The following is a 21,594-nucleotide window of genomic DNA, read 5'->3' as shown; positions in this document are numbered from 1 at the left end:
AAAGTTTGCATTGTTTCATTTTTTCGCCAATTCGGAAACTTCCGTTGACAGCCTGTCCCAGCCTTTCTATACTTGATATATAACAGCTGAAAACAAGAGACACGAGAGGGGTTTTCAAAATGATCGTACCATTGACACCACTAGACTGGAAACGGCGCGCAACAAAGTATTACCCGGAAAAAGTAGCCGTCATTGACGGGGACAAGCGATTTACGTACAAGGAATTTTCACGGCGTGCCGACCAACTCGGGATCGCCCTACATAACGCAGGCATCAAAGAAAAAGAGCACGTCGCGGTCATGCTGCCGAATACACATTACATGCTGGAGGCGTTTTACGGCATCACGCCGCTTGGGGCGGTCATCGTGCCGCTCAATTACCGCCTGTCCGGCAAAGACCTGGCGTATATCATCAAGCACAGCGACGCGAAGGTGCTCATCGTCGATGCGGAATACGCGAAGATCATCGAAAGCATTAAAGATGAACTACCGATTGAGAAATACATCATCACGCCGGCTGAAGGGCACGAGACGGACCTCACCGGTGTCGATTACGAAGAGTTCATCGGGACGGTAGGAGACGAAGACCGCCTTCCTGAAGTGGAACTTGATGAGAACCAGATGCTGTCGCTCAATTACACAAGTGGCACAACGTCGAATCCAAAAGGGGTCATGCAGACGCACCGGACGAATTATTTGAACGGCGCGAATTTCCTGCATCATTTGGAGATCAAATACGATGACGTCTATTTGCATACTTTGCCGATGTTCCATACGAACGGCTGGGGCGGCGTGTGGGCGATCACCGCGGCCGGTGCGACACATGTCTGCCTGCGGAAAGTCGATCCGCCACTTATCCTCGATCTGTTTGAAAGCCACGGCATCACTTCGCTGTGCGGCGCACCGACGGTCGTCAACATGCTCGTCAACGAACCGAAAGCGGGTGACATCGAGCTGAAGACGAAGATCCGCATGGGGACAGCCGGCGCACCGCCTGCTGCGGCATTGATCGCCAAAGCCCAGAAGACGCTCGGCCTCAACATGATGCACGTCTACGGGTTGACGGAGACGTCTCCGTTCATTCTGTATTGCGAATGGAAAAATGAATTCGACGCACTCGATGCGGACGCACAAGCGAGCATTAAAGCGCGCCAAGGCATTGAGCTGGCGTTCAATGGCGAAACGAAAGTCGTCAACCAGGAAGACGGGCGTGAAGTCGCGTGTAACGGCAAAGAACTCGGGGAAATCATCACCCGCGGCAATGTCGTCATGGCGGGCTATTACAAAGACCCGGAAAAAACTGCGGAAGCGATTCGCGACGGCTGGTTCTATACAGGCGATTTGGCTGTGACGCATCCGGACGGCTTTATCGAAATCCAGGACCGCATCAAAGACATGATCATTTCCGGAGGGGAAAACATCTCCTCGACCGAAATCGAAGGGGTTCTTTATAAACACCCGGCGATTGCGGAAGTGGCGGTCATTGCGGTACCGGATGAAAAATGGGGCGAAGTGCCAAAGGCGATCATCGTCCTGCATAAAGGCGCGGATGTGACGGAAAAAGAAATCCTCGACTATACGCGCGAGAACATGTCGCGCTTTAAAGTGCCGAAATCTGTCGACTTTGTGGAATCCTTGCCGAAAACGGCAACAGGGAAGCTCCAGAAGTTCCAGCTGCGCGAAATGTACTGGGGCGGCGGCAAGAAAGTCAATTAACCAACTTAACCAACGAAAAAGCGAGTGCCCTCATCGGCACTCGCTTTTTTATATGGACTCCTGATTCGATGGTGGCGTGCTGCGCCTGCGATAAAGCACAGTAACTGCGGTAACGAGTAAGCCCAGACCCAATACGCTGTACAAAACACTGCGCGGCAACAGCATCGTCAATCCGAACGCGACCGCGATTTCCAGCGCGACCGCCGGAAGTTTGCCGATCGAACTTGCGACAAAAAACGCCGGAGCAGAAATACGGGTAACGGCGGCTCCTGCTGTCACGACACCGGACGGTACAAACGGCACCAGGCGCAGCACCAGCACCGACCAAAAAACGGTCTTCACCTGTTGGTGCTGGAAATACTGAAACCACCGGTGCTGCTGCCAAGCGGGCGGGATGCGCTTTGCCCCGTAGCGGTATAGCCAAAATCCGCAGAGTGCTCCGAGGATCTCCCCGCTTAGCGACAAGGCGCTGCCGCCGATGAGGCCGAAGCGGTCAAGGTTGACAGGGGTGATGAGCAGGCTCGGGATGAAGCCGAGTGCGCCGAGTGCGATATTAGCGATCAGCAGCAAACAAAACTCCAAAGAGCGGTAAAACAATTCTATCGACATGAGTTCTCTCCTTTACGTGGCAGCACACGATGGCGCATCATGAGTCCGCCACTTGTTCACGCTGGAAATTCCGGTAGTGCTTCGGGGTTATTCCGCTATGGCGGGTGAACGCGGCGTGAAACTGTGTGGCGCTCTTATAGCCGCAATGAGCGGCGATGGACGCAACCGCTAGCTCTGTCGCAAGCAGTAGCTGCTGTGCGCGGTCCATGCGGCAGCTGATGACGAACTGGAGCGGCGTCTCTCCGCACAATTCCTTGAACTGCCGGCTAAAGTGGAATTTGCTGATGCCTGCCCGTTCGGCCGTTTCCGTCAGTGAAAACGGCAAGTGGCACGTTTCTTCCAGTTCGTAAACAATTCGTGCCAAACCATAAGCATTAGATGCACCAGGACCAGGACCCGCCAAAGGAATGTGGTCCAGCTCCATCAGCAGGAGTTCAAGCAACAGCCGCTGTTTCTGTTCGGCACCAGATGCAGTACCGTGGAGTTCCCGCTCGATTTCGGCAAACAGCGAACCGACAAAGTCCGGACGGTTCACTGTAGCCCGCTGAAACTGCGTCTCTCCTTCGTTAGTGGGTTGCGTGAAGACCAGCTTGTGGATGCGCTGTTCGTTGCCCATCGGAAACTCCAGATGATGCCACAAGCCGGAAGGGAGCAACAGTAGTTCACCAGCAGATAAGGTCAGTTGTGCATGGGGCATCATCACTTCCACTGCACCGCGCTCCATCCAAATGAGTTCTGCTGAGCTTTGGTGGCGGTGGAGCGGGATGGATAGCGTGCGCCCGGGCGGAATGGCGCTGGAATCAATTAACTGGATGAGGCGATTTTGTTTCATATAAACCCACACTTTTCACTTGCTAGAATACATTCATTATAGCAAGAATGAAGAAAAAGATTGGAAAAATATCGGGAAAAGTTCCGTGAAATTTTTAAAAAACAGCAACAATTGATAATTTCACCATCACTAGATGCAACTTACCATATAGTACGAAGCTGATGGACGGCATTCGCATATTGACTGACTTTACGCGTCGATAAAAGAACCATTGGATGACAGACGAACAAAAGGAGATTTCCGCGTATACGGAAACCTCCTTTTAAATTTCAGTAAAAAAACCGCTAACAGATCGAGTCGTTGGATTTTGGGACGGACAAGCCGAATAGCGGCCGCAGATACAAGGCGAAAAACGTATCGGCTAGTGTCAGTATGCCCCAAATATAGCCGTGCAAGCTGAATGAAGCGATGCCGCCGAAATAAGCGCGATGTTGCAGCCGAACGCCATACGCGCACTACAGCCCATCAGCAAGCCCCTGACGACGGATGCCCAGTGTGATTTTCGTAAACTTGAACAAGCCGCCAGCAGCGGCGAGGAATGCGCCGAGAATGACGCCGAAGTTCAAGATCGTCGTGGAATCGGCGAAGATGGACGATTCGAGCATTGCAGCATTCGCCCCTTGCCAGTCGCAACTGCCAGCATCAGCATATGGACAACAGATTGTGGATCAATTTGCCGGTGAAGAATTTAGCGGCTGCGAAGGCATTTTATGAGCAAGCTGGGTTTTTGACGCTCCAAGCAGATGCTAGTGATGTTGCTTCCAGAAGAGACCTTTAAAGCATTTACGCAACAGGGAGAGGCAGATACGTCAACGGCTTCAGAAGTGTTGTTTTCTTTATCGGCGAAGCCGAAAGAAGAAGTCGAGAATTTCGTTTTCCGAATCGAACAAGCCGGTGGCACCGTGTATGCACAACCGGGCGAAAAAAATGGCTTGTATGGAGCGGGTTTTTCTGATGTTGACGGACATCGGTGGAATTTCCTTATGATGAACGAATAGGGCAAAAACAGTCGAGCATAACTGAAACGGTGTGATTTCCATGCCGTTTCGGTTTTTATATGGGAGAAAACAAAATAAAAACGACGGAAATAGGGGAATGTAAGCTGGTTTTCCTATACGATGGAACAATATACTTTATGAGTGGTACCGCGAAAAGCAATTTTCAATAGGGGTAAGGAGAAGATGTCTCGTGAACAATAAATTTCTATTCGCTTTGTTGGTGGTTGTCACGACCAGTTTGATGGGTTCTTCGTTTGCAGTCGCAAAAATCGGGCTCCAACACGTGTCGCCGTTGCTGTTGGTCGGAATTCGCTTCACGATCGCTGGGATTTTGATGGCCTTGTTGGTCCGCCTGTTCCGGCGGCAGCATCCGCGCGAGCTTTCGGATTGGCTGCATATTTTCATCATCGGCTTGTTCCAGACCGCTGGCGTCATGGGCTGCATTTTTCTCAGCTTGCGGACAATAACTGCCGGAGAGTCGGCCATTTTAACGTTCACTAATCCGCTATTGGTCGTGTTATTCGGTACGCTCGCACTCGGCATCCGCTACCGCCTCGTCCAGTGGTCCGGCGTGTTGCTTGGGTTTTTCGGGGTATTCATCACGATGGGCAGCCAGGTAAACCTGGAAATCGGGACGTTGTTTGGGTTCGCCAGCGCCATTTCCTGGGCAATCGGTACGCTTTTGATCAAACACTGGGGGATTCGCTTGGATACGTGGGTATTGACGGCTTATCAGATGCTGTTCGGGGGCGTGGTGTTGCTGATGGCTAGTAGTCTCCTGGAGAACCCAACATTTTCCATCAATGCGCAATCCATATTCATTTTATTCTGGCTGGCAATCCCAGCATCGATCGTCCAGTTTGCAATTTGGTTTTTCCTGCTGCAAAATGGCAATCCCGGAAAAGTCAGTGCGTTTTTGTTCCTGGCACCATTTTTCGGCGTCATTTCCGGTTGGCTGATTCTCGGTGAACGTGTCGGGCTTTCACTGATCATGGGGGGAGCCTTGATTTTCTTGGGGATTTTCCTCGTGAACTGGCCGGAAAAGCCGGACAAAGCACTTGTTTCAGGAAAAGTGGTGTAGTGTGTACGGGAAGCGGACTATAAAAAGCCGGCAGGGAGCGGAGAGCTTTCGAAAATACATAAAACCTTATGTTGAAGTCAAAATGAATCAAATCAAGTGAATTTTAGCAGTACAAGTCATAATGGGATCCTAGGATTAATTAGAAGGATCAAAAATCAAGAAATTCGTGATTTAAAACATTAAGATGAATGGTACGCGAATTTTCGAAGTTGAAGCAATCCACAGAATAATCCGCAGTTTAAATAAACCGGACACTATGGAACTAAATTTTTATGCAGATGGTACACGATGTGAAAAATTGCTGAACGAATATGCGGCGAACGAAATTATAAAAACCTAAACAGCAAATGCTTAATTGCTGTTTAGGTTTTTATAATGAAAACTAAATCACCGAACGGATCGGCTGTAAATTCATCTAAACAATGTGCGGGAACAAAATCCGTGAAAATCAGCCGGTTTCAGTGAAAATTTCCGTTTCGTCTCACTGTAATGAGCATACTTAACAAACGAGACGCAACTTCCTATAATTTATATTATGTAAACTAAAAATGATTTTTGCCCCACCACAATCTTCGCTGCACTCCCCGTCCTCTTGATGCTCCATAGAACGCTTTCTTATCAAGCTTCACACCACCAGAAAAAAACCGCACAACTCTGCACGGGATTTTTTCGCTTCTAGTTAAACTAGTTATTTCGTTTCATGTCGCGTATCGCCTGTATAGACAATCGCACGAGCAATATGACGCACAGGAACAATCCACCGTATGCAGCGGTGTTCAAATAGATTGCATACATCGTATCGATGAACTGTGCGATTGCCAGCAGCGCTGCTGATATGATGCCGAACGTAATCCCTGACATCAGCAGCACGAACCTTGAGAATAATTGCATGACAAAGGCTGAATTGTGCTTGTCGGAAAATACATCATGATGCAGAATCACTTTGCCGCCTTCTACACGACGGATCAATTGATCGACGCGTTTCGGTAATTTGGCGATTTCCGGCAACATGAATACCAATTCTTCTTCAATACGCTCTTTTGTGGCGCGCGGCTCTTTGAACGGTTTTTTCAATACCGAGGTCTTGTATTCTTTCGCGAATGTTTTCGCTTCCGTAAACATATCGAATTTCGGGTCAATCGTATGCAATGTGCTGTCCAAGCTGATCATCGAACGTAGCGCAATGCCGACGGATGGGTAAAATGCCAACCCGAACTCACGGATCATATCAAACAATGAATGAATCAATTCAGCGGTCGGAATCCGGTCGACATACGCGATCTTCAAAAGAATCTCCCCAACAGCATGTTCAAGGCGATGGCCTTCAATTTTATCGCTGTTTTCCACTAGGTCCACAACAGCTTCATGAACGATTCCTGCATCGTTTTGCTGAATGCCGATAATAAAATGGTTAAGTGCTTCCTGCTGAGATTGGGTTAACCGGCCGACTGAGCCGAAATCAAGTAAAATCGGTTTGCCGTCGGTTTCATCGATGAAAATATTCCCAGGATGTGGATCTGCATGGAAAATTCCAGAAAACAGCATTTGTTCAAGAAATGAAAACAGCACCGTCCGCCCGAATTGTTTCGGCTCCACTTCGAAATGGCGAAACACCGCATCACCTTTTGATATGCTTTTCCCTTGGAAATACTGCATGACGATAATGGTCGAGTTGCTGTATTCCCGATACACTTTTGGTATTTTTATGAGGTTTTTACTTTTTTCCAATGAATTGCTTACTTGAATCATATTGCGCATTTCGATTTCAAAATCGATTTCTTCGCGTAACCCATTGGCAAATCCGACAGCGAGTTCACGGAAACCGATGTTTTGCGCCCAAGTCGATTTGCTCGATACCCATTCGGCAAATTCCACCAAAATGTCCAAATCATCGCGCATGATGGCACTCACTTCCGGGCGCTGCATTTTAACGACGACTTCTTCGTTTGTTTTTCGCAGCACGCCGCGGTGGATCTGTCCGATGGATGCGGCCGCGAGCGGTTCTTTTTCGAGTTTTGAAAACACTTCCTCGACCGGCTGCGCCATTGATTTTCTAAGAATTTCCGTTACCTTCTCTTTTGGCAAAGGTTTGACGTTTTGCTGCAGCTGGCTGAGTTCTTCGATGAACACTGGCGCAAATAAATCGGTTCTTGTCGACAGTACTTGGCCGAATTTGATGAACACTCCGCCGCTTTCTTCGAGCGTCCGGCGGAAAGCAACCGCCAGTTCACGGTTGTTTTCGCGGTGCCGGGCGTATTTCAGCGTGCTCGAAATCCCGTTTTTCACAGCGATTTCAAGCACTTTGCTTAATCGTTTTTGCCGTCTCCAACGGCTGCGTAGCCGTTTCCAGATGAATTTGCGGTTTGTGACGCGTTCTCCGCGGTCGCCAAGTTCGATCGGGTCGAATAATTCCAAAATCAAATAAAAAAGCATAGAAATCATCAACATGCTACCGATCCATATGACCGTACTCGTATCTGTCAGCATTGTCGCAAATGCATCATCCATAAATTCGGTGTAGCGTAAATATGAATACCAGTAAACGAATGTCGTCAAAACGACTCCTAGCACGACAGATAGCAAGCGTTTGAGGAAATTCACCTTTGAACCCATCAGACGGCCGCTGACAAAATAAATGAATAACGCAATGATTAGCATTTCTGCAATCATCCGTATATAAATGACCATAGCCATTCTCCTTCCCCCGACTTTGATCTGTACTTCAGTACAAAGTCTTTACCTTTTCGAATTTATTTGTGGATGGCATAAATGATGAAAGCTTTGATAAGATATAGTTTCGAGATGCTTACATGCCCTTCCTGCTTTTTCTTATTTGTTCGATAATTTTGCTTGAGGGCATTCTTTTCTTTTTCCATAAAACCTTATGTAGTTTACTACATGTATTTTTAATAAAACCATCTCTAGTGTGATGGCTGCTGCTCTGCTTGTTTTTTCACCCGGTTCATAAAGTCCAGCACCGTCTGGCGCGCTGCTTTTTTGCTGCCTGCCAACAGCATTGTCTTTCCGGTCAAGTTCATTCCTTTGTTTTCGCCTTCGTATGTAAAACGCGTCGACTGATTGTCTACTTTCTCAAGGAGGAAATGATAGCGAACACGAAACATCTGCCCCATCGCAAATGCTGTTTCGCGGTATTTGCGGTCCGGCTCATCAACGTACGATACAGTTTCAACAATATAGCGTTGTTGTTGTTTGCCTTCCGTGTAAACTTGTGCGTGCTTCGCGCCTGCCTTATTGGCTGTGCCTTCCACTAATTCATGTGTTTCGACTTTCGGCATGATGTGCTGGATCGATTCATCCTGGAAAAGGGCCCATACCCGTTCAATCGATGCATCAATAGTCAACTGCTCTTTCCATTTCACCATCTCGGTCATTCCTTCCTGTTCTGCGTATTTTCCGGATTGCCATATTTCACTGCCGCAAGCATTGCTGTTCGGTTACAATAGAATGGAACCCACTAAATTTGGAGTGATGTTATGAGAACCTCAACGATTTTATTAATTTTATTATTGGTCATGCATATTTTGACCGTTATCAACACTTTGGTCTTCAGCGGCAATTTGAACGACCTGGTCTTTTGGTTTAATTCTGCCTTGTTTATGGCGGCACTCGTTGTTTTTGTTTACCGCCGCGGCATATTTGATGGGCCAAAAGAGACTGCCCCACCTAATGTGGCCAAAAAAAAGCGCTGATTACTATGGACAACACCGTCGCAACCCACGACGGTTCTTTTTTTTTTGCCATTTTTCACTAGTTCAACAGTTTTCTTTCTACTAGTCAGGTCGTATTTCATATAACTTGAGTATTTCTCGCCCTTTTTCCACAAGCATTTCTGATGTGGTAAATGCCTTTATCAAGTGGATTAGTGTTCCCTTGTTCAGGTTTTTATTGTGAGCGCATAACTATGGATTTGTCTTTGTTTCGACTTCCAAAGCCACTAAATGCCCTACGAAATTGCACGCTTGAATTCTCCAGCGCTGCTCAGTATACTTGATCCGGTTCATGCCACCGTTTTGCAGACGAACGGTGGCTGCGTCAAACTCCCCGAATGCCAATTGCTCCAGGATCGTATGAATGACGCCGCCGTGCGCGACGACCAGTATACGTTTATCTCCAAATTGCTCGTTCAGCTGTGTCAGTCCGCTGACAAGCCGCCTGCGGAACATATCCACCTGTTCCTGGTCCGGGTAATTTTTGTCCGGATACAGCCCGTAGCGCTCCTGCGCCGTCAAGCCTTCCGCTTTGCCGAAATGCTTTTCTTGAAATTCCGCCATTTCCACTAGCGGCAGCCCTAAGTTTTCGTTGATGATGGCCGCGGTTTGCCTTGCGCGCTCTAGCGGGCTGGTGACGATGACATCCCACTCTTCCGCAAGCAAATGGACACCGCACGCTTGTGCTTGGCTGATTCCTCTTTCATTGAGCGGCACATCAGTTGTTCCTTGTATGCGCCCGAGTTTATTCCATTCCGTTTCTCCGTGACGGATCAAGCAAATAGTGGTCATGCTATTCTACTTCCCTTCTTTTGCAGATTAATAATCCATATAGTTTAACTCGCTCTACTTTGCCGGTTTTCAGCTTTCAGGATTGTTTGACTTTTTTTGTCGGTGCCAGCGCCAAAACATAATGGCTTCCCCGATTACGACGCCGATCGCTCCGGCCGCAATCAAAGTTGAGGTGTCCGGGTCGTCATTGATCAGGAATGCGATGACGACGCCTAGTATTAGTCCGCTTAGAAGCGCGGCATACGAATTTTCCCTTGACTTTAGATAGTTCACTTTGAACATCCTTTCCAATTGCTATGTCCTGTGCTTTCAATATTGACGAAAAGGATGCAAGAATGCAAGAGTTGTTAAATCCTTTTCCGGTTGCCTAATTGTTTGGTGGCTTGTATTATAATTTTAATAAACCTTATGTAGTTTACTACATTATAAAATTTTAAAGCTAACCACAAATAAAAAACATACTAAGATTAGTAGGACGGACCAAGGCATTGGTTTGTCCTACTATTTTTTTTATAGTAGAGGTGAAGCGGAGGTCGAGGGGCTCTTGGGATCTTGAATCCGTACAAAAAACGGACCTCCTTCACCCACCTTATCTGAATCAGGTTTGAGTATGTGGGATCCGTTGAGATCGTGTAGAAGAAATGGGAATCGGTAAGGATTGGTGAAGCTTCCAATGAAAACGAGGAGTGTGGGAGATGAAACATGTCATCGCTTTTGATGTCAGTATGGGGAAAAGTTATATTGTGGTCTATAACGCGCTGAAAACCTGTATCACTGAAAAAGAAATCCAGCACACGCGCGAAGATTTTGCTGCGTTGAAGCTGCTGATTGACGACCTAACCGCAGGTTATGATGAGGTGCCACACCTGGTATTCGAATCCACCGGCGTCTATTCACGCCAACTCGAACGCTTCATGCAGGAAAACAGTTATCCTTATTATCTGATGAATCCCCTGGAAGCCAAACTGCAGAGCGACCGGTTGCGGAACCATAAAACAGACCGCGTAGACGCCCATCAGCTCGCAAGCAGCCACTTCCAAAATGAACGTCGCCTGGAGACACCGTCATCAGATGTCTACCGGCAACTCAAGAAAATGTCTCGGCATTACATCGACTTGGACGATGAATTAACAGTCATTCGAGGACGCCTGCACGCGGAAATGCAGCTCACTTTCCCGGAACTCACGGGCTTGTTCACGACAAAATCAGACCTCTTTCTGCGGTTGGTGCAGTTGTTTCCGCATCCGGAACTCGTGTTAGGACATTCCAAAACGGTGATTAAAAACCAGATTCTGGCCAACACTGAAAAGCGGATGTCTGCGAAAAAAGCAGAAGAAAAAGCCATCCAACTACTGGATGCCGCAAGCAATTCCTATCCGGCAGTAAAGGTCGATGACCTGGCTTGTGAGCTGGTTCGACTGTATGCGAAACGGTTCCAGGAGCTTGTCTTGCTAAAAGAAGCGTGTATTGAAAAAATGACGGCGCTGGCTACTTCGTTGGACGAGTATGCCGTTCTGTTAAGCATTCCGGGCATCGGGGAGAATACCGCCGTTCGTTTGCTAGCCGAGATCGGTGATATCCAGCGTTTTGAAAATCACAAACAAATGAACGCCTTTGCCGGCATCGACATCCGCAGGTACCAATCCGGTAAGTTTCTGGCGAAGGATCGCATCAATAAGCGGGGAAACAAACACCTCCGCAAACTGCTTTATATCATCATCATGAACATGATTAAACAACAGCGCTTTTCGCAGAACCACCTGGTCGATTATTACCAGAAATTAAAGAAACAACCTTATAACAAATGTCATAAGGTTGCCGTGGTGGCGTGCATGAACAAGCTGCTCAAAACGATCCACCACTTGGTTACACACCAACTACGCTACGATTACAGGCTGAGCCCCTGCACCGTGGCACCTAAAGTTTAACACATCCTGCCCCAGCTAAAAAAATAAAAAAGCCGGAGGGTTTTTTGGTATGCCCATTTTTAGTTATGAGTAATTTCCGTCTCTTAAAAGATGAGGAATCTCGGAAGAACCTCTTTAAAACGAATTAAAAACTATTGACTAATCGTAAGAAAGAGCCCCTAGGACTCTTTTTTTATTTCGACGACAAATGAAGTCATCTTTTGGATTCGCGGTTCCGCGTCTCCGGTCATTTCGTAGAAGTCGGAATAGCAATATTTGCGCTCACGACCAGTGCCACCGGTTGCAGTCATGACACCTTTGACCGCTCCTTCCCGACCTTCGGCAATGATCATGTCGATATCAAAGTCCAACTGAGTATAATCTTGCATCCCGAAAGCCGCATCCACTAAAGCTTGTTTGCCTTTTAAAGGCGTCGCTCCGACCATGATCCACTCCACATCATCCGTTACATGCTGTTCGATAAATTGCTGGTTGCCGCTGAAAAAAGCAGCGTTGAAATCGCGCAGAAAGTCGGCCGTGCTGCTCGTCTTCATGTCTTCTCCTCCTTAGGCAGCTTGTTGCCTTTGCATGTTTATTTGCAGCGCTATGCAACCCAATAAAAACACGTGCATTATAGACGGAATATTCAGCTTATTTTTCCATTTTACCTTAACTTCGCTTTCCTGACTAGTGCCATCTCTACTACTAAAGGAAATAATTTCAAGTCTGCTGCGTGACGCAAGCGATTTTTTTCAATGAGCACAATTCTCCAAAAACTGCCAAACACAAAATAAAACCGCCATCTGAATGAATTTCAGATGGCGGTTTTATGATTAAGCTGCTACTGCTACGTTCTTCTTCAGCAACCCGACTAGGATCGCTGTTACAAATGATCCGATTAAAATCGCGATCACGTACAACAGGATGTTTGCTGCCCCGCCATCCACCAGTCCGATGACGAATACTCCGCCATGCGGTGCGCGCAGACCGATATCGAATAGCATGACGAGTGCTCCAGTCGTCGCCGCTCCAACGATAGCTGATGGAATGACACGTGCCGGGTCAGCTGCTGCAAATGGAATGACGCCTTCTGTGATGAAACTTGCACCAAGAACATACGCGGTTTTTCCGGCTTCGCGTTCCGGTTTCGTGAATTTTTTCTTGAACATCGTGGTTGCAATGGCCAGGCCAAGCGGCGGAACCATACCCGCCGCCATGACCGTGGCCATGAAGTTGAAGTTCTGGGCATCCAGCATGGCGATGCCGAATGTGTAAGCCGCCTTGTTGACAGGGCCTCCCATATCGACTGCCATCATACCGCCGAGCAGCAACCCGACAAGCACCAGATTCGTTCCGCCAAGGCCTTCAAGGAATGCTGAAATTTCGCTGTAAACCTGCGTCAAAGGTGGGTTGATCAGCATCATGATGATTCCTGTAATAGCGATGCTGAACACCGGATAAAACAGCACCGGCTTTAACCCTTCGAGGCTTTGAGGAAGTGGTGCGAATACTTTTTTCACAAGTACTGTCACATAGCCGGCAAGGAAACCGGCGATCAAACCGCCAAGGAATCCAGAACCGCCGCTTGCTTCTTCAACACCCGTAACGGTGATGGCGAGCAAGCCCCCGATCATACCTGGAGCAAAACCGGGTCTGTCCGCAATGCTCATCGCGATGAATCCGGCAAGGACCGGTACCATCAGGAAGAACGCGTTGCCGCCGCCGATGGTCATAAGCATAGCCGCAAATTCATTGTACTCAGGGCTGTCAGGGTCCGTCGCGTTAATGCCCCAGAAGAAGGACAATGCAATCAGAATACCGCCACCGACCACAAATGGCAGCATGTTTGATACACCATTCATCAAATGCTTGTAGAAGCCTGATTTCGTTTCTGTGCCAGTATCCGAATCTTTCGTGCGGTCATGCTTATAAATCGGAGCGTCTTTTGCGATGGCGCGATCCAGTAATTTATCAGTTTCATAGATCGCTTTGCCGACCTGCGTTTGAATGACCGGTTTTCCATCGAATCTGGCCATATCCACTTTTGTATCGGCCGCTACGATAATCGCATCCGCTTCCGCGATATCTGCATCCGTCAACCGGTTTTTGACTCCGCTTGACCCGTTCGTTTCAACTTTCAAATTGATGTTTCGTTCTTTTGCACGCCCGCTCAGCTTCTCAGCAGCCATATACGTATGGGCAATTCCTGTCGGGCAAGCCGTGACGGCAAGTATTTTCCCGCCTGCAACTGCCTGTGGTTCTTCTGGGTTTGAAGCTACAGTCTCTGCGTCATCTAAAGGACCGTCCACTTCCGTTTCTTTGTCGGATACCACTTGCAACACTTGTTGTTTCGACTTCGCCTCGAGAATATTGACCCGGAATTTCTCATCCATCAGGAATGTCGCGAGACGCGAAAGAGCTTCTAAGTGGTCATCGTTCGCTCCTTCTGTGGCTGCAATCATGAAGAACAAATGCGCAGGCTGGCCATCGAGCGACTCGAAGTCAATGCCATCGAAAGACCGGCCGAATGCGATGGCCGGAGCTTTGACTGCTGCAGATTTTGCGTGTGGAATGGCGATGGTCTCTCCGATTCCGGTTGTGCTTTGTGCTTCGCGGGCCAGAATATCTTTTGTAAAGCCGTTTTTGTCGTTCAGCTTCCCTGCTTTGTCCAATTGGTCGATCAGTTCATTTAATACTTGTTGTTTGGATCCCGATTGAAGATCCAGGATAATGGTGTTTTCCGTCAATAATTGAGTGATTCTCATTTTGTCACATCCTTTTTGTCGAATGGCAGTACCTTCACTTCAGCCAGTAATTGTTCCACATCTTGTTTTTCGCACAGGTCCGTCCGGAAAGCAGTGGCGCTTCCGCTTGCGACGCCGTATTGAAATGCCCGTACAGGATCCTGTTCATCTATATAGGAAGCGATGAATCCCGAAACCAATGAATCGCCGGATCCAACGGTGTTGACGACATTTCCTTTTGGCGCCTGCGCTGTATACCATTGATCTCGGTTTGCGTAGATGGCCCCGGCGGCGCCCATCGACACGACAACGTGCTCGATCCCTTGATCGACCAGCTTGCTAGCGTAATGAAATGCTTCAGACTGGGTATGGATCGCTACACCGAAAATCTCGCCCAGTTCGTGTTCGTTAGGCTTAATTAGGAATGGCTTTGTATCAATCAATTCTTTTAACGCGGACCCCGAAGTATCCAGAACGAAATGGATGCCCCGCTCATTGCAGGTATTTGCGAGATCTTTGAAGAATTGCATAGGGATAGACTTCGACAGGCTACCCGCAAGAACAAACCAGTCATCCTGTTTCATCGTGGAGATTTTGTTGTTCAGCTCCTGCAATTGGGTTTCATTGATCTCGGGGCCTGGCCCGTTCAATTCGGTTTCTTTGTCCGTCTTGATTTTGACATTGATTCGGGTGATTTCACCGGTGTCGATAAAGTCCGTTTCGATGCCTTCTTCAGCCAAAAACTGCTCGATATAGTGGCCGGTGAATCCGCCGGCATATCCGAGTGCCCGGCTCCCCAGCCCAAGACGGCTGAGTACGCGTGAGACGTTGATGCCCTTGCCGCCGGGATAATAATAGACCTCTTCCGATCGATTCAATTTCCCGCTTTCAAAATGGGATAGATAGGCGGTGTAGTCGATGGAAGGAGTGATAGTGCATGTGTATATCATTGTGCCACCACCTTAATCGTTGTTTTTAGCTCTATGTCGTCTACAGCATCCTTCGGCAATTCGTCAATGATCAGTGCAGATCGACTCAAGTCCATAATGTGTGCAAAACTGACTTTTCCGTATTTCGACTGATCCGCTAACACAAAGCAGCTTCTCGATAGTTCGCAAGCCATTCTTTTGACTGCCGCTTCTTCAGGGTCCGGTGTAGTAAAGCCGTTTATCAGATGAATCCCATTCACTCCGAGAAAACTTTTATCAAACCGGTAGTTTTCCAGCGACTGGATGGTTTGCGGTCCGACGAGCGCACCAGTCCGGGACTTGATGAAACCGCCGGTCAAATAGGAGGTAATCCCCTGCTCCAGCAAGGCTTCCAAATGGCTCAAGCCGTTGGTGACAACGGTTACATTTTTCCCTTTCAAAAAAGGAATCATCTGTGAAGTGGTGGTCCCTGCGTCGAGGAAAATGGCATCTCCGGTTTTGACCAGTGACGACGCATAGCGCGCAATTATCTGTTTTTCCTTCAAGTTCTTCGCTGCTTTATCTATAATGCTTGGTTCTGGCAGATTGGGATCGATCACCCTGGCCCCGCCAAAAACACGTTCCAGCTTTTGGAGCTCTTCTAGTTCCGTCAAATCCCGCCGTATGGTGGATTCCGAAGCTGCTGTCAGTTCGACCAGGTCCTGTATTTTAATACTCTGCTTTTCTTTCAAAAGCGTTAAGATCAGTTTATGCCGCTCTGTGGTCAACATTCAGTCACCCTCTTTTCTTTCTGATAAAATAGATAATACTTGAAATCGTTTACAAAATCAATCATAATCATTCATAAGCAGTCAAATTCATTCATTTCAGAATGGAATCCGCTCACCCACGTTCATATAATAGGAGGAATTTCACATGGTGGAAAAACAATATATAATTACAGACGAAGCGGGAGTCCATGCACGCCCAGCTTCTGCACTTGTCGGGTCGGTTTCAAAATTCCAGTCGGACATCACACTTGAATACAAAGGGAAAACAGTGAATTTAAAATCCATTCTCGGCGTTATGTCACTCGGCGTGACTTCTGGTTCAACCGTTACCATTGCTGCGGACGGAGCGGACGAAGAAGAAGCGATGACGAAAATTGACGAAGTGTTGAAAGCGGAAGGAATTTCAAACGAATGAAACAGTCCATCTCCGGAATCGCAGCTTCTAATGGAATCGCCATAGCCAAAGCTTTCCGTCTGGAAAATCCGGAATTAATGGTCGAACAGAAGAAAGTCGACAATACCACGAGTGAAATCGAACGCTTTCAAGCGGCTGTCACGAAAGCCGCCGCTGAGCTTGAAATCATCAAAGAAAAGACCGCCCAGCAAATTAGCGACAAAGAAGCCGCTATTTTCGGTGCCCATTTGTTGGTCCTCAGTGACCCTGAACTGGTTGGCCCGATCAAAGAGCGAATCAACAATGACCATATCAATGCGGAATTTGCGCTGCAGGAAACGACTGATATGTTCATCGGCATGTTCGAGGCGATGGACAATGAGTATATGAAAGAACGTGCAGCGGACATTCGCGATGTCCGCAAGCGCGTCTTGTCTCACCTGCTCGGTGTAACCATTCAAAACCCGAGCATGATTTCCGAGGAAGTCATCGTCATTGCGGAAGATTTGACGCCTTCTGATACGGTTCAACTGAATGCCGAATTCGTCAAAGGCTTTATCACCGATATCGGCGGGCGCACCTCACATTCGGCGATACTCGCGCGCACACTGGAAATTCCTGCAGTGGTCGGCGCACAAACCGTCATGTCCTCAATCGACAATGGTGTGGTGGTCATCGTCGATGGACTCGAAGGCTTGATCATCGTCGATCCGGACGAAGTAACCATTCAGGCGTTCCAACAGAAAAAAAGAGCTTATGATGTCCAGAAAGCCGAATGGGCCAAACTGAAAGATGAACCGACTGTTTCATCTGACGGGCAGCATGTGGAATTGGCCGCAAATATCGGCACACCAAAGGATTTAACGGGCGTGCTCGAACACGGCAGCGAAGGCATCGGCCTTTACCGCACCGAATTTTTGTACATGGGCCGGGAAACCTTCCCAACGGAGGATGAACAATTCGACGCCTACACGAAAGTGTTGAAAGGGATGAACGGCAAGCCTACAGTTGTGCGGACGCTCGATATCGGAGGCGACAAGGAATTGACTTACCTCGACCTGCCGAAAGAAATGAATCCATTTCTTGGACTGCGTGCCATCCGCCTATGCCTGGAGATGCCGGAATTGTTCAGAACCCAGCTGCGTGCCTTGTTGCGCGCCAGCGTCCATGGCAATTTGAAGATTATGTTTCCGATGATCGCGACAATTGAAGAATTCCGTCAGGCTAAGGGTCTGTTGGAAGAAGAAAAAACGAAGCTGCTAAATGAAGGCGTTGAACTTAGTGATTCGATCGAAGTCGGCATCATGGTTGAAATACCTTCCACAGCTATACTGGCGGATGTTTTTGCCAAAGAAGTGGATTTCTTCTCCATCGGCACCAATGACCTGATTCAATACACCATGGCAGCTGACCGGATGAATGAACGGGTGTCTTATCTCTATCAGCCATTTAACCCAGCAATTTTGCGCTTAGTGAAAATGGTCATCGATGCTTCTCACCGTGAGGGCAAATGGACCGGCATGTGCGGAGAAATGGCTGGTGATGAAATCGCCATTCCGATTTTACTCGGCCTCGGATTGGATGAATTCTCAATGAGTGCCTCTTCCCTGTTGAAGGCTCGCTCGCAGATCAGCAAATTATCGAAAGCCGAAATGGCTTCCCATACCGAACACATACTGGCGCTTGCAACATCAGATGAAGTCGAAGCTTACGTGAAAGAAATCAGCTGAACTAAAAAAAAAGCCCTGAATGTCCATAAGACATTCAGGGCTTTTCATTATTTTCCTTAAAACGGGTTGGTCGCCCATTGTTTCGACAGCGGAATAAAGATCCGCGGATTCAGCTTTAACTGTGAAACGATGTATTCCGCGATGTCTTCCGGCTGCATGAACTTGCCTTTTTCCTGTTCGGTTTCAAAGCCTGAAGCTGTCATATCCGTGACGACGCGGCTCGGTGCCAAGGCGAACACACGGATATTGTCTGGGCGTACTTCCTGCATCAATGCTTCACTCATTCCGAGCACCGCGAACTTCGAAGCGCTATAGGCACTCGAGCCGCTCGTACCCTTGAGGCCTGACGACGAGGAAATGTTGACGATGTCGCCTCCCTGTTTTTCGATCATCTGCGGCAGCACCGCTTTCGTCATATGGACCATGCCCATCAAGTTGATGCTCAGCATCGACTGCCAGTCTTCCGTTTCGAGTTCCATAAATTTGCCGTATTTTCCGATGCCGGCATTATTGACCAAAATATCGATTGCGCCGAGTTCTTCGGTCAATTTTCGGACCGCCGATTCGACTTGTTTTGGGTCCGAGACGTCTGCGACTGCGTAAGCCGCACGTCCGCGCAAGGAACGGATTTTCTGAGCGACTTTTTCGAGCTCTTCTTCGGTCCGTGCGATCAAGCCAACCGCCACCCCTTCATTTGCGAGCGCCAATGCAGTCGCCCGGCCGATGCCGCGCCCGGCCCCTGTAATGATCGCTGTTTTTTCAGTTAACACTTGTGCCACAATAGATTCCGCCCTTCTAAAACGTATACGATTTTCTTTGCATGCAGTGTATTCCCCCAAAAAAACCAAGCCTAAACCGGCTGATCTACATCATTTTTGAATTTCTTGGCGTGCGGCTTGCTTTTGGAAATAATCGAGCAAGCCTTGAGCGCTCACCTGGAGATCCATCTCGATGTACGGCATCACTTTATGCGTCTCTGCGACACCTTTTTCTTTCAACTGCGCTTTCACTAACTCGAGAAGACGCCCAGCCAATTGTTGCTGGGATTCATTTTCCTTGAAAGCAGCCGCTCCTTGTTCGACAAATACACTGAGCCAAGCGAGCACTTGACCAAGTGCCGCATCCGGGAGCTCCGCCGCACCGAAATGCCCAAAGTACACAACATCGAACTGCTGCTTTCTCATGCGTTCGATGGCGTCTTCCATCGCTTGCGGGTCAAATTGGTTTGGAGATGTCGACGGCAAATAAAATTCAATGCCATCTTCGATCAGCTGCACATAGCGGATGCCTGCCGTGTCACCGGCAAAAAAGCCGTTCGAGACAGGGTCATAAATGCCGAAATGATGCTTGGCATGCCCTGGCGTATCCCAAAACTTGAGTGTGCATTCCGGGCCGATCTGCAAACTATCGCCTTCGGTTTTGATTTCCATGCGGCTTTTTGCAACCGCTTCGATCGGGTTGAACAATCGGTCGAATTGCTCGCCGTAGACAGCTCTAGCCCCGGCAATCAATCGGCTCGGGTCGGCTAAGTGCCGCGCGCCTTTCGGATGGACGATAAGCGTGGCATTCGGACAGTCCTGAAGAAGCAATCCCGCTCCGCCGGCATGATCCAAATGGATATGTGTGACGATGATATAGCGCACAGATTCAAGTGCAATGCCAAGTTCTTTCAGCCCTTCCTTGACATGCTGAACGGACGGGCTTGGACCCGTCTCGATAATCGTGATGTCTTTTTCTTGAATGACGTAGCTGCCGGTGCGCTCTTTTAATCCGAGATCAAAACCGTCAATCAGCTGAATGCGCTCGCTTAATTTTGTAATAGCCATGCTTGCACCCCTTTCTATTTGTTATCCAGTCTACCTTAACTTAAGGAAACGGCACAATCTCATTTTCCCTGAAGAAAAAAACAACGCCAGTCAGACGGCGGTGCCCATTGTTCAATTTGTGCTCGGACGATAGGAAGTGAGTGGAATGTCTTTATACGCTTCCGGGTCGATATTGTAGGCGCTGCCATCGGCAACTCCTTCCAAGATTGCCGTCAACCCGCGTTCAACAGATTTGACCAACTGGCCTTTTTCCTTGTGGCCCATCATCTGCGTCTGCCCGCGCACTTCAAACAACACCGTTCCACTGCCGTTCAAGGCGTAGCTGCCAAGAGCCGTACCCGGCAGATCGAGGCCTTGGGAGTAGAGGGAAACATTGGTGAATTCGGAGTTGCCGTAAGACTGTAGTTCGTCGTACACGGCGACGTTCAATTGGCGGGAGAAATCATAATTGTAGCCATCCGCGTATTCACTGTATTTCGCTCCTTCAGCAGACGCCGGATCCGGTACAAATTGTGCGGACAAGGACAGGGTTACAGGATCCGCAGTCCCGTCTATATAATACATGCCTTGGTGATGAAGATCGACAAAGACGTCTACTGTGCCGAATTCGGCTTGCAACGATTTATAGACATCGCGCGATATTTGAGCTTCTTTTGTGATGAACCAGCCGGGCTCATCCGATGCTCCCGGGAAGTCAGCGGCATCCGGCACATAATTAAGGTCCGGGTTAAAGTCGCGGTTGACGTCAAAGCCAGGATTCGCTGCATAATCATAACTTTGGCTGACGCCGCGGTCAAAATAATTCCACGACGGACTAGCGGATGACAGTTCCGGGTAATCCGCCAATACATCGTCCCAAGTCATGCTATTGCGCCGCTTGTCCGCTTCTGACGCGTCCGGGTTCATCATCGGCATAAAGACGATCGTCACTTCGTCGCGTATCGCTTTGGCGGCTTTGGAATTATTCGATAAGCTCTTCAGCATATTCAAGATCGCCACAGTCCCGGTTTTTTCATTGCCATGGATCTCACTTTGGATAAGCAGCACTCTGTCGCCCGTCCCGACTGTTGCGGTATAGATGTCCCGCCCTTCAAAAGATTGCCCGGCCACGTCGATAGAAACCGCACCTTTACTCGTTGCTTCGATGCGCTCGAGCTCCCGCTGCAGTTCCACATAATCGATAAAGCCGGAGATTGCATTGTCGTGGTGGTGCTCAGTTGTCTGTGCCGGTTCCGCCGCCTGCACCGGCATGGCGAGCATCGCGCACAGTCCGGCTACGGTCATCGTCTGGAATAATTGTTTTCTCAAATAGTCCCACTCCCTTTTTTTGAATACGCTGAGTATAGCAGAGCGATTGAGAACTGCCTATAGTTGTCAGAAATCTCAGTTCTTTGGATATATAATACAGCCTGTTCCGCTCTTGCCAGCCGGTACTATTGCTGTAGGCAAAAATTTCCTGTTTCGAAATTCTATTGTTTCGCGGTACGAAATACCTGATGTCCATCGGTTTGCACAAGCCGATTTTTCAAGGTGTTTCTG

Annotated in this window: 20 protein-coding genes and 1 pseudogene; 7 read left to right on the top strand and 14 right to left on the bottom strand. The window is 48.4% G+C overall.

Annotated elements, in window-relative coordinates:
• Window positions 1–119 precede the first annotated feature (119 nt).
• Window positions 120–1,715, top strand: coding sequence for a long-chain-fatty-acid--CoA ligase (locus J7E21_RS05195; RefSeq protein ID WP_215105377.1), 1,596 nt, complete (start codon window positions 120–122; stop codon window positions 1,713–1,715).
• Window positions 1,716–1,763: 48 nt separating this feature from the next.
• Here J7E21_RS05195 and J7E21_RS05190 read toward each other — a convergent pair whose 3' ends face one another.
• The 3 genes and pseudogenes from J7E21_RS05190 to J7E21_RS05180 all read right to left on the bottom strand — a co-directional run.
• Entirely contained in the window at window positions 1,764–2,324 is a 561-nt protein-coding gene (locus tag J7E21_RS05190) for a TVP38/TMEM64 family protein (RefSeq protein ID WP_251047789.1), read from the bottom strand.
• A 37-nt stretch (window positions 2,325–2,361) separates the two neighbouring features.
• Entirely contained in the window at window positions 2,362–3,156 is a 795-nt protein-coding gene (locus J7E21_RS05185) for an AraC family transcriptional regulator (RefSeq protein WP_215105375.1), read from the bottom strand.
• Between the two features lie 284 nt (window positions 3,157–3,440).
• Window positions 3,441–3,782, bottom strand: a pseudogene (locus tag J7E21_RS05180) (YeeE/YedE thiosulfate transporter family protein); the annotation flags it as partial.
• Window positions 3,783–3,908: 126 nt separating this feature from the next.
• On the opposite strand from J7E21_RS05180, the gene J7E21_RS05175 reads away from it, so the two are divergent.
• Both J7E21_RS05175 and J7E21_RS05170 read left to right on the top strand, forming a co-directional pair.
• Window positions 3,909–4,154, top strand: coding sequence for a VOC family protein (locus J7E21_RS05175; RefSeq protein WP_353047728.1), 246 nt, complete (start codon window positions 3,909–3,911; stop codon window positions 4,152–4,154).
• Between the two features lie 190 nt (window positions 4,155–4,344).
• The gene (locus J7E21_RS05170; RefSeq protein ID WP_215105373.1) at window positions 4,345–5,235 is read left to right on the top strand and encodes a DMT family transporter; all 891 of its coding nucleotides are present in this window, start codon (window positions 4,345–4,347) and stop codon (window positions 5,233–5,235) included.
• Between the two features lie 684 nt (window positions 5,236–5,919).
• On the opposite strand, the gene J7E21_RS05165 is transcribed toward J7E21_RS05170, so the two are convergent.
• On the bottom strand, window positions 5,920–7,923 hold the full coding sequence (locus J7E21_RS05165; protein ID WP_215106131.1) for an ABC1 kinase family protein: 2,004 nt from the start codon (window positions 7,921–7,923) through the stop codon (window positions 5,920–5,922).
• A 233-nt stretch (window positions 7,924–8,156) separates the two neighbouring features.
• Window positions 8,157–8,618 carry an SRPBCC family protein gene (locus tag J7E21_RS05160; protein WP_215105371.1) on the bottom strand — a complete coding sequence of 154 codons (462 nt, stop codon included), beginning with the start codon at window positions 8,616–8,618 and terminating at the stop codon, window positions 8,157–8,159.
• 111 nt (window positions 8,619–8,729) lie between these two features.
• Here J7E21_RS05160 and J7E21_RS05155 point away from each other — a divergent pair, with 111 nt between their 5' ends.
• A complete protein-coding gene (locus tag J7E21_RS05155) occupies window positions 8,730–8,945 on the top strand; it encodes a hypothetical protein (protein ID WP_215105369.1) in 216 nt (71 codons plus the stop codon).
• Between the two features lie 210 nt (window positions 8,946–9,155).
• Here the strand turns inward: J7E21_RS05155 and J7E21_RS05150 are convergent, their stop codons facing one another.
• The gene (locus J7E21_RS05150; protein WP_215105367.1) at window positions 9,156–9,755 is read right to left on the bottom strand and encodes a histidine phosphatase family protein; all 600 of its coding nucleotides are present in this window, start codon (window positions 9,753–9,755) and stop codon (window positions 9,156–9,158) included.
• Between the two features lie 69 nt (window positions 9,756–9,824).
• A complete protein-coding gene (locus J7E21_RS05145; protein WP_215105365.1) occupies window positions 9,825–10,028 on the bottom strand; it encodes a hypothetical protein in 204 nt (67 codons plus the stop codon).
• Between the two features lie 422 nt (window positions 10,029–10,450).
• Here J7E21_RS05145 and J7E21_RS05140 point away from each other — a divergent pair, with 422 nt between their 5' ends.
• On the top strand, window positions 10,451–11,683 hold the full coding sequence (locus J7E21_RS05140; protein WP_215105363.1) for an IS110 family RNA-guided transposase: 1,233 nt from the start codon (window positions 10,451–10,453) through the stop codon (window positions 11,681–11,683).
• 158 nt (window positions 11,684–11,841) lie between these two features.
• Here the strand turns inward: J7E21_RS05140 and J7E21_RS05135 are convergent, their stop codons facing one another.
• From J7E21_RS05135 to J7E21_RS05120, 4 genes are all read right to left on the bottom strand, one after another.
• Window positions 11,842–12,216 (bottom strand): nuclear transport factor 2 family protein, encoded by a 375-nt coding sequence (locus J7E21_RS05135; protein ID WP_215105361.1) that lies wholly within the window; start codon window positions 12,214–12,216, stop codon window positions 11,842–11,844.
• Window positions 12,217–12,495: 279 nt separating this feature from the next.
• The gene (locus J7E21_RS05130; RefSeq protein WP_215105360.1) at window positions 12,496–14,427 is read right to left on the bottom strand and encodes a PTS fructose transporter subunit IIABC; all 1,932 of its coding nucleotides are present in this window, start codon (window positions 14,425–14,427) and stop codon (window positions 12,496–12,498) included.
• Entirely contained in the window at window positions 14,424–15,356 is a 933-nt protein-coding gene (gene pfkB, locus J7E21_RS05125) for a 1-phosphofructokinase (protein ID WP_215105359.1), read from the bottom strand. The genes J7E21_RS05130 and pfkB overlap by 4 nt, the downstream gene beginning before the upstream one ends.
• Window positions 15,353–16,105 carry a DeoR/GlpR family DNA-binding transcription regulator gene (locus J7E21_RS05120; protein ID WP_215105358.1) on the bottom strand — a complete coding sequence of 251 codons (753 nt, stop codon included), beginning with the start codon at window positions 16,103–16,105 and terminating at the stop codon, window positions 15,353–15,355. The genes pfkB and J7E21_RS05120 overlap by 4 nt, the downstream gene beginning before the upstream one ends.
• A 145-nt stretch (window positions 16,106–16,250) precedes the next feature.
• On the opposite strand from J7E21_RS05120, the gene J7E21_RS05115 reads away from it, so the two are divergent.
• Together J7E21_RS05115 and ptsP are read left to right on the top strand one after the other, a co-directional pair.
• A complete protein-coding gene (locus J7E21_RS05115) occupies window positions 16,251–16,520 on the top strand; it encodes a phosphocarrier protein HPr (RefSeq protein ID WP_215105357.1) in 270 nt (89 codons plus the stop codon).
• Window positions 16,517–18,229, top strand: coding sequence for a phosphoenolpyruvate--protein phosphotransferase (ptsP, locus tag J7E21_RS05110; protein WP_215105356.1), 1,713 nt, complete (start codon window positions 16,517–16,519; stop codon window positions 18,227–18,229). The genes J7E21_RS05115 and ptsP overlap by 4 nt, the downstream gene beginning before the upstream one ends.
• A gap of 56 nt (window positions 18,230–18,285) precedes the next feature.
• Here ptsP and J7E21_RS05105 read toward each other — a convergent pair whose 3' ends face one another.
• The 3 genes from J7E21_RS05105 to J7E21_RS05095 form a co-directional block, all read right to left on the bottom strand.
• A complete protein-coding gene (locus tag J7E21_RS05105; protein WP_215105354.1) occupies window positions 18,286–19,008 on the bottom strand; it encodes a 3-ketoacyl-ACP reductase in 723 nt (240 codons plus the stop codon).
• A 90-nt stretch (window positions 19,009–19,098) separates the two neighbouring features.
• Window positions 19,099–20,055 carry an MBL fold metallo-hydrolase gene (locus tag J7E21_RS05100; protein WP_215105352.1) on the bottom strand — a complete coding sequence of 319 codons (957 nt, stop codon included), beginning with the start codon at window positions 20,053–20,055 and terminating at the stop codon, window positions 19,099–19,101.
• A 111-nt stretch (window positions 20,056–20,166) separates the two neighbouring features.
• On the bottom strand, window positions 20,167–21,306 hold the full coding sequence (locus J7E21_RS05095) for a M14 family zinc carboxypeptidase (RefSeq protein WP_251047855.1): 1,140 nt from the start codon (window positions 21,304–21,306) through the stop codon (window positions 20,167–20,169).
• Window positions 21,307–21,594 lie beyond the last annotated feature (288 nt).

The sequence above is a fragment of the Planococcus sp. ISL-109 genome (assembly GCF_018613655.1).
Lineage (GTDB): Bacteria > Bacillota > Bacilli > Bacillales_A > Planococcaceae > Planococcus.
The sequence above is the reverse complement of the archived record's forward strand: the minus strand, read 5'-3'. Positions and strand labels throughout refer to the sequence as shown.